The organism is Burkholderia sp. HMSC10F09 (genome assembly GCF_001806955.1).
In the GTDB taxonomy this organism is placed as follows: Bacteria; Pseudomonadota; Gammaproteobacteria; order Burkholderiales; family Burkholderiaceae; genus Burkholderia; species Burkholderia multivorans.
This window is the reverse complement of the sequence record NZ_KV786699.1, coordinates 1-15,224: the sequence shown is the minus strand read 5'-3', so window position 1 is coordinate 15,224 and position 15,224 is coordinate 1. Positions and strand designations below refer to the sequence as shown.

General features: G+C 69.0%; 11 protein-coding genes. 5 read left to right on the top strand and 6 right to left on the bottom strand.

The genetic code is table 11. The features are described 5' to 3' along the window. Positions 1–94: 94 nt before the first annotated feature. The gene (locus HMPREF3115_RS13460) at positions 95–1,636 is read right to left on the bottom strand and encodes a sensor domain-containing diguanylate cyclase (RefSeq protein ID WP_175835545.1); all 1,542 of its coding nucleotides are present in this window, start codon (positions 1,634–1,636) and stop codon (positions 95–97) included. Positions 1,637–2,054: 418 nt separating this feature from the next. Between HMPREF3115_RS13460 and HMPREF3115_RS13455 the strand changes: the two genes are divergently transcribed. The 3 genes from HMPREF3115_RS13455 to HMPREF3115_RS13445 are packed head-to-tail and all read left to right on the top strand — an operon-like array spanning position 2,055 to position 6,852. Continuing rightward, positions 2,055–4,934, top strand: coding sequence for a xanthine dehydrogenase family protein molybdopterin-binding subunit (locus HMPREF3115_RS13455; RefSeq protein WP_070554726.1), 2,880 nt, complete (start codon positions 2,055–2,057; stop codon positions 4,932–4,934). Further along, complete coding sequence (locus HMPREF3115_RS13450) at positions 4,931–5,599, top strand: (2Fe-2S)-binding protein (protein WP_006397024.1); 669 nt, start codon at positions 4,931–4,933, stop codon at positions 5,597–5,599. The genes HMPREF3115_RS13455 and HMPREF3115_RS13450 overlap by 4 nt, the downstream gene beginning before the upstream one ends. Beyond that, positions 5,596–6,852 (top strand): cytochrome c, encoded by a 1,257-nt coding sequence (locus tag HMPREF3115_RS13445; RefSeq protein WP_069221067.1) that lies wholly within the window; start codon positions 5,596–5,598, stop codon positions 6,850–6,852. Before HMPREF3115_RS13450 ends, HMPREF3115_RS13445 begins: the two co-directional genes overlap by 4 nt. 79 nt (positions 6,853–6,931) lie before the next feature. On the opposite strand, the gene HMPREF3115_RS31615 is transcribed toward HMPREF3115_RS13445, so the two are convergent. The 5 genes from HMPREF3115_RS31615 to HMPREF3115_RS13425 all read right to left on the bottom strand — a co-directional run bounded on the left by HMPREF3115_RS31615 (position 6,932) and on the right by HMPREF3115_RS13425 (position 12,095). Continuing rightward, on the bottom strand, positions 6,932–7,096 hold the full coding sequence (locus HMPREF3115_RS31615) for a hypothetical protein (protein ID WP_006397026.1): 165 nt from the start codon (positions 7,094–7,096) through the stop codon (positions 6,932–6,934). 345 nt (positions 7,097–7,441) lie between these two features. Beyond that, the gene (gene pal, locus HMPREF3115_RS13440) at positions 7,442–7,933 is read right to left on the bottom strand and encodes a peptidoglycan-associated lipoprotein Pal (RefSeq protein ID WP_006409874.1); all 492 of its coding nucleotides are present in this window, start codon (positions 7,931–7,933) and stop codon (positions 7,442–7,444) included. Positions 7,934–8,215: 282 nt separating this feature from the next. Beyond that, entirely contained in the window at positions 8,216–9,472 is a 1,257-nt protein-coding gene (locus HMPREF3115_RS13435; RefSeq protein ID WP_070554725.1) for a porin, read from the bottom strand. A 314-nt stretch (positions 9,473–9,786) separates the two neighbouring features. Next, a complete protein-coding gene (locus HMPREF3115_RS13430; RefSeq protein WP_006403515.1) occupies positions 9,787–10,875 on the bottom strand; it encodes an aldose epimerase family protein in 1,089 nt (362 codons plus the stop codon). 26 nt (positions 10,876–10,901) lie between these two features. Continuing rightward, positions 10,902–12,095: a XylR family transcriptional regulator gene (locus HMPREF3115_RS13425; protein ID WP_006403516.1), complete on the bottom strand. Its 1,194-nt coding sequence runs from the start codon at positions 12,093–12,095 to the stop codon at positions 10,902–10,904. Between the two features lie 269 nt (positions 12,096–12,364). Between HMPREF3115_RS13425 and xylA the strand changes: the two genes are divergently transcribed. Beyond that, positions 12,365–13,687: a xylose isomerase gene (gene xylA, locus HMPREF3115_RS13420; protein ID WP_006409872.1), complete on the top strand. Its 1,323-nt coding sequence runs from the start codon at positions 12,365–12,367 to the stop codon at positions 13,685–13,687. A gap of 4 nt (positions 13,688–13,691) precedes the next feature. Then, complete coding sequence (xylB, locus tag HMPREF3115_RS13415; protein WP_006409867.1) at positions 13,692–15,170, top strand: xylulokinase; 1,479 nt, start codon at positions 13,692–13,694, stop codon at positions 15,168–15,170. The last annotated feature ends 54 nt before the right edge of the window (positions 15,171–15,224 follow it).

Below are 15,224 nucleotides of genomic sequence, written 5' to 3'. Positions count from 1 at the left end.
TCGCGGGCGATGTTACGGAACACGTCACGTGACATCGGCACGCGCCGCGCACGCGAAAAGCGTTTCGAAACTGAAACAGTCGCGCGCGGAGCGGTCAGTTTGCGGCGGCCGGCGCGACGGGCCGGCTGCCGCTCGAATAGAACCGATAGCGACCCTTGCCGGCAGACTTCGCGTCGTAGAGCGCGCTGTCGGCCTGGCGGATCAGCTCGTCGGGCGTGCCGTGCCCGTCGTCGAGCGCGATGCCGATGCTGATGCCGAAGCGGACCGTCTCGCCGATCGACAGCGTGTACGGCGCCGAGATCTGCGCAATGAGCTGCGTGGCGACGCGCGAGCACGCGTCCATCGTCGTATCGTCGACGGCCACGACGAACTCGTCGCCGCCGATGCGCGCCGCGAGCGTGCCGTCGCGCAAGGTGCGGCCGAGCCGTTCGGCGACCTGCGTGAGCAGCTCGTCGCCGGCCTGATGGCCGAAGCGGTCGTTGATCGCCTTGAAGCCGTCGAGATCGAGATACATCACCGCGACCGCCGTGTCGGGCCGGCGCGGCCGCGACAGCATCCGTTCGAGCTCCGCATGCAGCTCGTGCCGGTTCGGCAGCCCCGTCAGCGCATCGTGCCGCGCGAGGTGGCGGATGTGCTGTTCGGTCAGACGCCGCGCGGTCACGTCCTCGACGATGATCACCGCGTTGCCGTCCGGCACGCGATGGCGCGTCAGTTCGAGCTGCCGGCCGCTCGCGAGCGTGATGTCGAACGGCGCCGCGTCGTGTGCGAGCCAGTCGGCGCAGCGGGCCGCGAGGACGGCCGCGTCCGGCTGCGCAGCGTCGGTGCCGAGCGCGGCGACGACGTCCGGCAGCGGCGTATCGAGCATGATGTCGCGCGGCGAACCGAACAGATGCGCGGTGCGCCGGTTCGCGACGATCACGCGGCTGTCGCCGTCGATCATGCAGAGGCCGTGCGGCATGTAGGTGAGCGCGGCGTCGAAGCGCGCGACGAGCTCCGCATTGCGCTGGCGGGCCGCGATCAGCGCGACGAGCACGCGGTAGTGGCGTTGCACGACGGTGCGCATCGCGGCCAGATAGATCGCGAGCGGCGGCACCAGCAGCCACGCACCCGGCCGCTCGGCGAGCAGCGCGCCGACGCCGATCGGCAGCACGCCGAGCGTGACCTGCGTCATCGCGAGGCGCGGCAGCGCCGAATTGCGCGACGCGATGCCGCCGAACACGCCGCCCGCGATCATCACCGCGAGCGTGCCGAGCTCGACGTCGGCCGCATCGACGCAGCCCATCGCGCCGAGGCCGAGCACGAAGCAGGCGAGCAGCGACACGGGCGCGTAGCGCATCGCCCAGTATTCGGCGCGATCGCGGCCGGCGTTGCGCTCGACCACGTAAGCGCGCGCGATCGCGAGCCGCGCGGCGAGCAGCCCGACGTCGATGACGAGCCAGAGCGCACACCAGAGTTCATGCAGACGAAGCAGCGCAACGGCCGCGACGAAGCCGCTTGCGAGGCCGGACAGCGCCATCGGCCGCACGTCCTCGAACAACGTGACGAGCATCGACGGACGCAGCGCGTCCGTCACGCAGTGGTTGCCGGACGGGGGAGTGGCGAGAACGGAGTGCAGGAGACGTGCCCTGACTGCCATGGTTATCGACCTCGACACGATATCGCGATGGCTGGCGGATCCGTGCACGGGGCTGGGTGCCGGCAAGCCGGGATGCGCACGACATTACCATGAACGCGCGTCGCGCGGCGCACCGGTGCTTGGCCGTTCGAACGGCTGCCGCACGCGAAGAAAAGACGCTTGCGGCGCCGCGCGCGCAGCGGCACGATCGTTGTCCACGGCACGATATGCGACGCATGGCCGGCACGTCCGCACACGCTTGCGATCGATGCCGCGACCGCACGCCGCGCCGCGGCCGAATCTCGTTATAAGAAATTCAATAACTATTGCATGTGAAAAATACTATAGGCGATATCTCGTAAAAAATGCCAGAATGCGCGCCGCTCCGAACGCCGCGACATCCGATCGCCGTACGAGCCGCATCAGGAGGTTCCCCCCAATGAAAAACCACGGCCTGTCACGGCGGGGTTTTCTGAAAGCCAGCGTGCTGGCCGGCGTTGCAGTGTATGTCGCGCCGCTGGGCAGCCGCGCATTCGCGGCGCTCTTCGAAGAAAAACTCCTCACTCCGGTCAAATGGGATAGCGTCACCGGCATCCCCCGATTCCGCATCGACGGCATGGCGAAGGTCACGGGTTCGAAAGTGTTCGCCCGCGACGTGCGTGCCGCCGACATGCCGCACTGGCCGCAGCAGCAGTCGCATGCGCTGATCCTGCGCGTCACGCAGGCGGACCGCATCTACGAAGGATTCGACCTGTCGCTGCTCGGCGACGAACTGAAGCCGGACCGCGTCGTCACCGCCGACGATCTCGCGCGCGACGGCGTCGCATTCCCGGCGTTCTACGGCGAGGACATGCTGCTGCCCGCCGGCAAGACGCCTGCCTATCTCGGCCATGCGGTCGCGATCCTGATCTATCACGACTTCGCGCGCTTCCGCTTCGCGAAGAACGCGCTGAAGTTCCGCGACGACGTGATCCGCTACGGCGCCGTCACGGGGCCGCTCGAGCGCGATCCGTGGGGCACGTTCCGCTACGTGCGCGTGGGCGGCAAGACCGCGTACGACGACGATGTCTATTCGAGCCTGAAGGACGCGCCGATCTTCCCGAGCCAGATGCGCAAGCATCAACCGATCTGGCCCGACGGCAAGGAACACGGCAAGCTCGACGAGCAGGGGATGTTCCATGCCGGGCAGATCGCGGCGGAGCTCGAGCATCCGTCCGCGGACTGGCTCGTGTTCGATCGCGAGTACAGCACGCAGTCGGTCGATACGGCCGCGCTCGAGCCGGACAACACGAACTGCTGGTACGACGCCGCGACGCAGTCGCTGCATCTGGTGGTCGCAAGCCAGTCGCCGCTCGAAGTCGCGGAGAACGCGGCCGCGATGGTCGCGAAATGCCGCTTCCCGGTGAAGAAGCTGTTCGTGCATCCGTGCTACACGGTCGGCTACGGATCGAAGGATCACTGCAACGTGCCGTTCTACGGGCTCGTGTGCGCGCTCTATGCGGACGGCCGTCCGGTGCGTTTCGCGAACGACCGCTACGAGCAGTTCCAGACGTCGCTCAAGCGTCACGCGTTCCGCATGCATTACCGGATCGCGGTCGACCGCAATACCGGCTTGCTGCAGTCGTTCAAGGGCGACTTCGAAGCGAACGGCGGCGGGCGCTCGAACTTCTCGCCTTCGGTCGCGATGGTCGGCGCGACGGCCGCGCAGTCGATCTACTACTTCCCGAAAAGCGATCTCGCGGCGGTCGCGATCGCGTCGCGCGCGATCGACGCCGGGTCCGCGCGCGGCTACGGCACGCTGCAAAGCATGGCCGCGACCGAAATGGCGATCGACGAGATCGCCGCGCAGCTGAACCTCGATCCGATCGATTTCCGTCTGCGCAACGCGCTGCGCTCCGGCATGAAGAACACACAGGGCGCGATTCCGGCCGGCGCGTTGCGCGTCGACGAAGTGCTCGAGCGCGCGAAGCAGCACCCGCTGTGGACGCGGCGCGCGGCGCGCAAGGCCGAATTCGAGGCCGCGAATCCCGGCAAGCGCTACGGCGTCGGCTTCGCCTGCGTGCAGAAGGACTTCGGCACCGGCGCCGAAGCATCGTTCGCGAAGGTCGAGTTCGACGAGAACGGCAAGGTCACGCTGCGTCACACGGCCGCGGAGATCGGCACCGGGATGTCGACGTCGCAGGCGGTCGCGGTCGCGAAATGGCTCGGCCGCCCGGCGACCGACGTGCGCGTCGCCGTGACGGAATGGCCCGATCTGCCGGTCGAGACGAGCGGCGATCCGTACACGATGTCGCAGGCCGACCAGGATCGCCTGAGCGCGAATCCGCGCTGGTCGCCGAGCTATGCATCGCCGTCGAGCGCGACGAACTCGGCGTTCTACTTCACGCACAGCACGCGCGAAGCCGCGCGCGCCGTATTCCGCTACGGCCTGTGGCCGGCCGCGATGTCGATCTGGTCGCGCGGCCTCGGCGGCGGTCAGGCCGCGCCGTACACGGTACGCATCGAAGACGCGCGCTGGGTCGACGGCAAGCTGACCGCCGACGGGCTCGAGCCGCTCAGCTTCGAACAGCTTGCGAAGCAGGCGCATGCGCTCGGCCTGCCGACGGGCGCCGTCGTGCACGTGTTCAACCGCTGGCAATGGACCGACGCCGACTTCGAAATCGGCGGCACGGTCGAGCGTTTGCCGATCGACGGGCTGTCGCTGCGCATCGGTGCGCCGAAGACGGGCGACGAGCACGGCCCGGTACCGGGCACCGCCGTGCCGGCCGGCGCGACCGCGGTGCGCGGCACGCTGCCGCCGACCGCGAACGGCTATCGCGTGCTCGACCGCAAGCGCGTGTTCATTCCGCCGATGAGCCGCAACAACGCGGCCGTCACGTACTACACGGCGGTCGGTACGCTCGTCGAGCTGGCCGTGCACGAAGCGACCGGCAAGGTCGAGTTGCTCACGCATCACTCGATCATGGAATGCGGCAACCAGATTTCGCCGCAGCTCGTATCGGGCCAGTTGCAGGGCGGCCTCGCGATGGGCATCGGCCACGCGCTGCACGAATACCTGCCGCTCTACGAGGACGGCCCCGGCAACGGCACGTGGAACTTCAACCGCTATCAGCTGCCGCGCGCGACCGACGTCGCCGTATGGACGCAGACGGGCGACGTGCTGCCGCCGCTGTCGGAGACCGATCCGCCGAAGGGCGTCGCCGAAGTCGTGATGATTCCCGTCGTCGGCGCGATCGTGAACGGCATCGCACACGCGATCGGCCATCGTTTCACCGATCTGCCGGTGACCCCGCAAAAGATTCAGGAGGTGCTCGCATGACGACCGCCCAAACCGCCGCGTCGGGCGCGAGCGCCGCCGCGGCAGCGACCGGCGCGTCCGCGCCGAACGCGGCTTCGGCCGCACCCGCTGCGGCCGCCGTCGAGCGTCCGCTGGTCCGCTTCCAGCAGAAGCCGCTGTCGGTCAACATCAACGGCAAGGCCGTCGGCCCGATGCAGGTGCCGGAAGGGCTGATGATGATCGAGTTCCTGCACGAGTATGCGGGGCTCACGGGCTCGCGGCTCGGCTGCGGGCAGGGGATCTGCCACGCGTGCGTGGTGATTCTCGACAAGCCGGACGGCACGAGCGAGGAAGTGCGGACCTGCATCACCGGCGCGCATTTCTTCCACGGGCGCGCGATCCGCACGGTCGAAGGCCATGCGAAGCGCAACGAAGCCGGCGAGGTGGTCGAGCTGTCGCCGATCCAGCAGAAGTTCCTCGAGCACTTCAGCTTCCAGTGCGGCTACTGCACGCCCGGTTTCGTGAACGCCGCGACGGTGCTGATCGAGCGGCTGAAGCGCGAGCCGGTCGCGAAGGCCGACGTCGAGCGCACGATCACCGAGGCGCTGAACGCGCATCTGTGCCGCTGCACGGGCTACGTCCGCTACTACGAAGCCGTGAAGGACGTCGTGATGACGACGCCGGGACTCGTGAAGGACGCCGCATGAAACGCACACTCGCTCATCGTATCGCGCGCTTCGCCGGCTTGCCTGCGCTCGCCGCGGCGTGCGCACTGACGCTCGCCGCGTGCGGCGGCGACGCTCCGGCGCCGACGGCCGGCTCCGGCGCACCGGGCGCGGACCAGATCGCGCGCGGCCGCTATCTGGTGAAGGCGGCCGACTGCGCCGCATGTCATACCGCGAAGGACGGCGCGCCGTTCGCGGGTGGCGCGAAGCTCGATTCGCCGTACGGCACGTTCTACGGATCGAACATCACGCCCGACAAGGATCACGGGATCGGCCGCTGGAGCGCGGACGACTTCTATGCGGCGCTGCACGACGGCAAGGCGCCCGGCAAGCGGCTCTATCCGTCGATGCCGTACACGTCGTACCGGCAGCTCACGCGCGCGGACACCGACGCGATGTACGCGTACCTGATGACGATCAGGCCGGTCGCGCAGGCCAACCGTGAGCACGAGCTGAAGTTCCCGTACAACCTGCGGTTCGGGATGGCGTTGTGGGACCTTGCGTTCCTGAAGGACAGCCTGCCGGACGCATCGACGGGCCAGTCCGCCGACTGGCAGCGCGGCCGCTATCTGGCCGGCGCGCTCGGCCACTGCGCGGAGTGCCACACGCCGCGCGCGTTCACGGGCCAGCTCGACGGCGCGAAGCCGTTCGCGGGCGCTGCGCTCGGCCGCGTCGCCGCGCCGGACATCACGCCGGCCGGCCTCGCCGCGCGCGGCTGGACCGGTGCCGACCTGCAGACCTTCTTCGGCGTCGGGATCGCGCCGCAAGGCTCGGCGTTCGGCGAGATGTATCCGGTCGTGCACCTGAGCACGCAATACCTGACGAAGGACGACCTGCGCGCGCTGTCGGTCTATCTGCTCGGCGACACGCCGCCCGCGCCGCAGCCCGTGAAGCCGGTATCGGCCGATGCGGCCCAGCTCGCGGCCGGCCGTTCCGTCTATGTCGCCGTGTGCGCGGGCTGTCACGGGCTGAGCGGCGAGGGCAAGCCGCACGTCGCGGTGCCGATGGCCGGCAACTCGACCGTGCGTCAGCACGATCCGCGCAACCTGCTCGTCGCGGTGCTCGACGGCATCGACGAACAGAAGTTCGCCGGCGTCGAGAACATGCAGGCGATGCCGGGCTTCGCCGGCACGCTCGGCGACGACGAAGTTGCCCAGCTCGCGAACTATCTGCGCGCGACATGGGGCGGCCAGCCGGCCAGCGTCACGCCGGCCGACGTCAAGGCGATGCGCTGAACCGTGCGGCGATGCAGCGTGCGGGCAGGCCGGTTGCCGGCCGCCGCGCGCTGCGCGCCGACATCTCGACGGCGATGCGTCAGTAACCGCCGCCGCCGCCACCCCCACCGCCATTGCCTCCGGAGCCGCCGTAGCGGCTCATGCCGGGCCCCTGCGCGGGGCCGCCGCCCGACGACGTACACCCCGCCGACAGCACGAGCGCGAGCGCCGCGATCAGCGCCGCGGCCAACGTTGCCGATTTCATGTCGATCTCCTTTCGGTGCGCAGTCCGCCGGACGACGCCGGTTCGTGCGAACCGGGCGTCTGCGCGATCACAGAACGACTTGGCGCCGGCCGTTATTCCATTGTTTTTGCATATCGCGCCGCGGCACGCGCACGGCGTCATGCATCGCGCGGTGCGTTCTCGCGACCGTTGCGCAACCTCGCAACGTGGTCGGCGCAGGACGATATCTGCATCGGAAGTCGAGATCGATCTGCCGTTGGCGTAGGCGACGCGTGGCGATTCGGCGTGTGTAGCCGCGTCGCGCGCGACGCGGCGGCTCGGGAGGGCCGCCACGCTGGCGCGAACGCGGCGGCAGACACGGCGCGATCAACGATAGACGAGATCCGCGCGGCGGTTTTGCGCCCACGCGGCTTCGTCGTGACCGAGCGCGACCGGCTTTTCCTTGCCGAGGCTCACGGCCTCGAGCTGCGACGCCGGCACGCCGAGCGTTTCGAGCGCGCTCATCACGGCCTGCGAGCGGCGCTGGCCGAGCGCGAGGTTGTATTCGGACGTGCCGCGCTCGTCGGTGTTGCCCTGGATCAGCACGTGACGCGACGGGTGACTGCGCAGGTAGTTCGCATGGGCCTGCAGCAGCGACTGGTCCTCTGGCTTCACCGTGTAGCTGTCGAAGTCGAAATACACGCTGCGCTTGGCGAGCGGGCTGTTCGGATTGTCCAGATCGTCGGCCGTCACGGTCGTGACGGCCTCGCTCGACGGTGTCGGCGCCATCCCGGTGTTCTCGGGCGTCTTCGCGGCCTGATGACAGCCGCCGAGCAGCGCGAGCGCTGCAATGACCGCAAACCGGTTCGTTTTGCTCATCCTTTTTCTCCTGCGGTTGACTGCGTTGACAGCGGGCACGCGAGACCCGTGCGACATGCTTTCGCAAGCCGGCGGCACGCGCCCTGAAAGACTGTGACGATCGGCGTGCCGGATCGCGAGGCTGCTGCAATCAGATTAGGAAAAATGTCACAGCGTGACCAGTTTCTCCGTCGTTGGGCGCAGGGATGGACGAGAAAGGATGCGCGCGCAGGCATCGTCCGTTGCCGCGCGCGCTCGGGAACGAACGTTGCAGGACGAGGCCCGGTGCGTGCGCGGCGCGGCTCAGAACTTGTGCCGCAGCCCGAGCGCGACGACGACTTGATTGCCGTTCGCCGACGGCGTCAACGTCCAGACGGTTGCGTTGAACGCCGGATTGCCGTTGCCGCCGCTCACGCGCTGATACACGCCTTCGAGATAGACGTCGGTGCGCTTCGAGAACGCGTAATCGGCCTGCGCGACGACCTGATTCCACTTCGGGCGCGTCTGGCCCGCGCGCGTATCGAAGCGGCCCATCGTGTAGGTGTAAGCAGCCGATACGCTGAAGGCAGTGGTCGCGAAGTAGCGCGCATCGACCGAGAAGTTGTCGAACACGAGCGATTCGCCTTTCAGCGGCGCGATGCCGCTGCCTTGCAGCACACCGGTCACGCCGTCGGTGGCCGAGTGCGACCACGCGGCGCCGACCGAGTGCGGGCCGAACGCATAGCGCGCGGCGAGCGCCCAGATCTGCTGGTTGCCGCCCGTGATCGTCGCCGAGCCGTCGACCGTGCTGAGCGCGCCGTCGGGATTCGGCGCATGGCGGTCGCGGCTGATCTTCAGATAGCCGGCGCCGAGTTTCAGCGGGCCGTTCGCGTACGACAGCCCCGCGCTCCACGCGGCATTGTTCGAAAACGCACCGGCCGTATTCGAGAATCCGTACATCGCGCCGAACGTGAGCCCGCGATAGGTCGGGCTCGTGTACTTGACCGCGTGGTTGATCCTCGTGTTGCGATTCGAGTCGTCGTTGTCGTACGGATGGACGGCAAGGTTGCCGCCCCAGCCGGGCCCCGACGCGCCGAGCGGCGTCACGAAGTCGAGAATCAGGTCGTACTGGCGGCCGAACGTCAGCGTGCCGGCCGTGTTCGAGCGCACGCCGATCCATGCCTGCCGGCCGAACAGGTCGACGCCTTTCTGCGACAACGCGCCGGTCGTGCCCGAGAAGCCGTTCTCGAGCGTGAAGACGGCCGAGAGACCTCCGCCGAGATCCTCGCGGCCACGCAGTCCCCAGCGCGCCGCATTCAATGCGCCGCTCGTCATCGCGACGCTGCCGCTGCCGGGCGAGCCCGCGCCATGCGTGCGCTGGTTGTTCGCATAGGTGATCGACGTGTCGATCAGCCCGTACAGCGCGACGCTGCTCTGTGCCTGTGCGGCGGTCGGTGCGATGGCCGCCGTGCAGGCGGCGACGAGCGCGCCGGCGATCCCGTTGGTCCGGCGCGCGCGACGCGTCGATGAGGTCGTGCGGCGACGCGTGCGCGCGCGCGGGGTGGTCTGATTGGAATGCATTGTGTGTTCTTGTCGTTGGCCCGGCGCGAAGCCGGCAGGCGCGTCGGCGGCAGACCGACGGATCGAGCGCGCATTATTGAAGATCGCCCGACGCGCGATTAAGCGGCTGCACAGGAAAGGTCTTCTGCACGATCTCGCACAATCGTGTGCGGCGCGCATGCGTCGCTGGATGCCGTGTGCGACATCCGGCGCAGAAAGGGAAGGGGGCGGAGGGCGTGCGCTGCCCTCAGGTCGATGGCCGGACGCGGCGCGCCGCGCGAACGATCGCGGCCTGCGACGGCGCGCGGATTACGCGGCCGTACCGCGCGCGGCGATTACGCGCGCACGGCGACGCGATAGCGCGTCGTCTGCCGATACGTATCGCCGGGCCGTACGATCGTGGCGTCGGCGAGCTCCGCCATGTTGATCTGATTCGGAAAGCAGCCGGCCTCGACGCACAGTGCCGCATGCCGCACGCAGGTCGTGCCGCCGCTGACGCGCAGGCCGTCGAGATAGTTGCCGGTATAGAGCTGCAGCCCGCATTGATCGGTCGACACGGTCAGCTCGCGGCCGCTTTCCGGATCGTAGATGCTCGCCACCGGCCGCACGCCGTGCAGGTCGTCGCGCAGCACGTAGCAGTGGTCGAAGCCGCGGCCGCGCGCAAGCTGCGCGTGCGGCCAATCGAGGCGCGCACCGAGCGGCGCGCTTTGCCGGAAATCGAACGCGGTGCCCGTCACGTCGGCGCGGCCGGTCGGAATCAGCGCGTCGTCGACTTCGAGAAACGCGTCCGCATCGATCCTCAGCACGTGGCCGCGCACGTCGCTGCCCGCGCGGCCGCTCAGATTGAAGTAGCTGTGGTTCGTCAGGTTCAGCGGCGTCGGTGCGTCGCTCGTGCCCGTGTAGTCGATCGTCAGCGTGCCGTCGTCGTCGAGCGTATAGCGCACTTGTACGCTGACGTTGCCGGGAAACCCCGCATCGCCTTCGGGCGAATCGAGCCGCAGCGTGAGGCCGCCGCGATCGTCGATCACGTCCCAACGTTCGCGATGAAAACCGCTTGCGCCGCCGTGCAGCAGATTGCCGTTCTCGTTGCGATCGAGCGGGTAGTCGATGCCGTCGAGCGTGAAGCGCGCGCCGGCGATCCGGTTCGCCCAGCGGCCGACCGTCGCGCCGAGATACGCGCCGGACGCGAGATAGTCGGCCGGCGTGTCGTGCGCGAGCACGATGTCGGCGAAGCGGCCGGTGCGGTCGGGCGCGAGCCACGACACGACGGTCGCGCCGAGGTCGCTGACGACGACGCGCATCCCGTGCGCATTGCGCAGCGTATAGCGCCGCACCGGATCGCCGCCGGGCAGCGACCCCCACGGCTCGGACGGAATGCGGGCGACGTCGGACGCGGTACGGGAAGAATCGGTATCGAAGGTCATGAGTAGTCGGTCGTCGACGATGAGCGTCAGTGCGCGGACACCGCGCGTTCCTGGTATTCGCGCGGCGTGCAGCCGAGTTCGCGCCGGAACACCGCATACATGTACTGCAGCGACGTGAATCCGCAGCGGATCGCGACTTCGGCGCTCGATGCATTGCGGCTCGCGAGCAGCGCCTGCGCGGCCTCGAGCTTGTGACGCAGGATTTCCTGATGAACGGTGCGCTGCAGTTCGCGCCGGAAGTGTTCTTCGAGCAGCGAGCGCGACACGCCGACATAGTCGGCGACCTGCTCGGTCTTGATGCCCTGGCACGCGTACTGGCGGATGAAGTGCCGCGCGCGCATCACGTGCGGGCTCGCGACCGGCTGATGGCGCGTCGATTCGAGCACGTTGATGCCGACCGGCGGCACGAGGATGCGCTGCCCCGGAAAGCGTGCGCCGCGCAGCATCCGGTGCAGCAGGTGCGCGGCCGTGCGGCCCATCTCCTCGGTGCCCTGGATCACGGACGACAGCGGAATGCGCGTCAGCGTGCGCGTGAGCGGATCGTTGTCGATCCCGATGATCGCGACCTGCTCGGGCACCGCGATGCCGGCGATCAGGCACGCCTGCAGCAGATGCCGCGCACGCGCGTCGGTCACCGCGATCACGCCGACCGGCTTCGGCAGCGCGTTCAGCCAGTCGATCAGCTGCTCGATCGCATGGTTCCAGCCGGACGCCGTCGTCGGCAGCCCGCGGTAGATCGGCGCGTCGAGGCCGTCCGCGCGCGCGAGCCGGTCGAACGCCAGCTCGCGCTGCTGCGCCCAGCGGTTTTCCTGCGCGGCCGGCAGGCTGTACATCGCGAAATGCGGCAGCCCCGCGCCGATCAGATGCGTATAGGCGAGCGACACGAGTTTCGGATTGTCGGTCGCGATGTATGGGACGCCGTCCGGATAGTGGGACGGATCCTCGTAAGACGAGCCCACCGCGACGATCGGCAGCGGCGAGCCGGCCAGCGCGTCGGCGACCGCCGGATCGTCGAAATCCGCGATGATGCCGTCGCCGTCGAAGCGCTCGATGCCGGCGAGCCGGCAGCGGAAGTCGTCTTCGAGGAACAGGTCCCACACGACGCGCGTCGAGTGCAGGTACTGGCCGATCCCGCTGATGATTTCGCGGTCGTAGACCTTGTTGGCGTTGAACAGCAGCGCAATGCGGTGCGGTGTCGGGGCGGAACGGGCGCGGTTCATCTCGGTCTCGGGGCCGGCGCCGCGGGCGCCGTGCCGTTGTCTCCTGGGGCGCGCGTCCGGCGGGCGGCGCGCGACGGTTCGATGTCCGGCGATTGTAGGACGGAATCCGCGTGCCGCGCGCGCGGCTGGCAAGAAACGTTAAGCGTGCTGCGCAATTTCGCAATTGCCGGCCGGCAGGCGCACGGGCACGATCCTGCCAGACCGCAACCCGGCGCCGCGCGTCGACGCGACGCACGCTGCGCTGCAACAAGACACCGGACGGAGACGCCATGTCGTATTTCGAACACATTCCCGCGATTCGCTACGAAGGGCCGCAGTCGGACAACCCGCTGGCCTATCACCACTACGACCGCACGAAGCGCGTGCTTGGCAAGACGCTCGAGGAACATCTGCGGATCGCCGTCTGCTACTGGCACACGTTCGTGTGGCCCGGTCACGACATTTTCGGGCAGGGCGCATTCCGGCGGCCGTGGCAGCAGCCGGGCGACGCGCTCGAGCGCGCGCGGCAGAAGGCCGATGCCGCATTCGAGTTCTTCACGAAGCTCGGCACGCCGTTCTACACGTTCCACGACACCGACGTCGCGCCGGAAGGCGACAGCCTGCGCGAGTACGTCGACAACTTCGCGCGGATGGTCGACTATCTCGGCGAGCGTCAGCAGGCGAGCGGCGTGCGGCTGCTGTGGGGCACCGCGAACCTGTTCTCGCATCCGCGCTTCGCGGCGGGCGCCGCGACCAACCCGAACCCGGACGTCTTCGCATGGGCCGCGACGCAGGTGCGCCATGCGCTCGACGCGACGCACCGGCTCGGCGGCGAGAACTACGTGCTGTGGGGCGGCCGCGAAGGATACGAAACGCTGCTCAATACCGATCTGAAGCGCGAGCGCGAGCAGTTCGCGCGCTTCCTGTCGATGGTCGTCGAGCACAAGCACCGGATCGGCTTTCGCGGCGCGCTGCTGATCGAGCCGAAGCCGCAGGAGCCGACCAAGCATCAATACGACTACGACGTCGCGACCGTGCACGGCTTTCTCACGCAATACGGGCTGCAGGACGAGATCCGCGTGAACATCGAGGCGAACCATGCGACGCTCGCCGGTCATTCGTTCCATCACGAAATCGCGAACGCGTTCGCGCTCGGCGTGTTCGGCAGCGTCGACGCGAACCGCGGCGATCCGCAGAACGGCTGGGACACCGATCAGTTTCCGAACAGCGTCGAGGAGCTCACGCTCGCGTTCTACGAGATCCTGCGTCACGGCGGATTCACGACCGGCGGCATGAACTTCGACGCGAAGGTGCGACGTCAGAGTGTCGATCCGGAAGATTTGTTCTACGGACATGTCGGCGCGATCGACGTGCTCGCGCTCGCCGTCGAACGCGCGGCCGTGCTCGTCGAGAACGACCGGCTCGAAGCGATGCGCCGGCAGCGCTACGCGCAGTGGGACGACGCGTTCGGCCGCAAGATCCTGTCGGGCGGCTATACGCTCGAATCGCTCGCGGCCGACGCGCTCGCGCGCGGCGTGAACCCGCAGCATGCGAGCGGCGCGCAGGAGCGGCTCGAGAACATCGTGAATCAGGCGATTTACGCGCTGCGCTGACGCCATGTACATCGGACTCGATCTCGGCACGTCGGGCGTGAAGGCCGTGCTGCTCGACCGCGACGGCACGGTGCGCGCGAGCGCGACGCGGCCGCTGACGGTGAGCCGGCCGCAGCCGCGCTGGTCGGAGCAGGCGCCGCACGATTGGTGGGACGCTGCGTGCGGTGCGCTCGCGGCGCTCGTCGCCGATGCACGTGCGGCCGGCATCGACGCGCGCGACATCGCCGCGCTCGGGCTCACGGGCCAGATGCACGGCGCGACGCTGCTCGACGCGCGCGGCGACGTGCTGCGTCCCGCGATTCTCTGGAACGACGGCCGCGCGGATGCGGAGTGCGCGGAGCTCGAACGCGCGGCGCCGTCGCTGCGTGCGGTCGCCGGCAACATCGCGATGCCGGGCTTTACCGCGCCGAAGCTGCTGTGGGTGCGCCGCCACGAACCCGACGTGTTCGCGCGGATCGCGCACGTGCTGCTGCCGAAGGACTATCTGCGCTACCGGTTGACCGGCGCGTTCGCGACCGATCCGTCGGATGCGGCCGGCACGCTGTGGCTCGACGTCGCGAAGCGCGCGTACGACGACACGCTGCTCGCGGCCTGCGGACTGTCGCAAGCGCAGATGCCGGCCGTGTTCGAAGGCAACCGGATCACCGGCATGCTGCTGCCCGACGTCGCGCGCACGCTCGGGCTGCGCGAGATTCCGGTTATTGCGGGCGGCGGCGACAACGCGGCCGGCGCGGTCGGCGTCGGCATCGTGCGGCCCGGCGATGCGCTGCTGTCGCTCGGCACGTCGGGCGTCTACTTCGCGGTGTCGGACGGCTTTCGCGCGAATCCGGAATCGGCGGTGCACAGCTTCTGCCATGCGTTGCCCGACACGTGGCACCTGATGTCCGTGATGCTGAACGCGGCCGGCTGCATCGACTTTGCCGCGCAGCTCGCCGGCTACGACGGCGTCGCGGCGCTGCTCGCGGATGCCGAGGCGAACGCGCGCGATGCGCGCCCATGGTTCCTGCCTTACCTGAGCGGCGAGCGCACGCCGCACAACGACGTCAATGCGAAGGGCGTGTTCTACGGGCTGACGGCCGATACGCGGCGCGCCGATCTCGCGAACGCGACGCTCGAAGGCGTCGGCTTCGCGCTGCTCGACGGCATCGACGCGCTGCATGCGGCGGGGCTCGTGCCGGACGGCATCACGGTAATCGGCGGCGGCTCGCGCAGCGCGTACTGGACGCAGATGCTCGCCGATCTGACCGGCCGCGCGCTGACGCTGCGCGCGGGCGGCGACGTCGGCCCGGCGCTCGGTGCCGCGCGGCTTGCGCGGCTCGCGGTCGAACCCGATGTGCCGCTCGACATCGTGTGTCCGCAGCCGCCCGTGCTGGCGGTACGCGAGCCGGACCGCGCGCGCCATGCGTGGTATCGCGACGTGCGGCGGCCGACGTTTCGCGCGTTGTATCGCGCGCTCGAACCCGTATTCGCGGCCGGCGCGTGACGCGCCGCTCGCACCGCCGGAACTCGGGCCGCCGGCGGGGCCGCCGCGCGATGG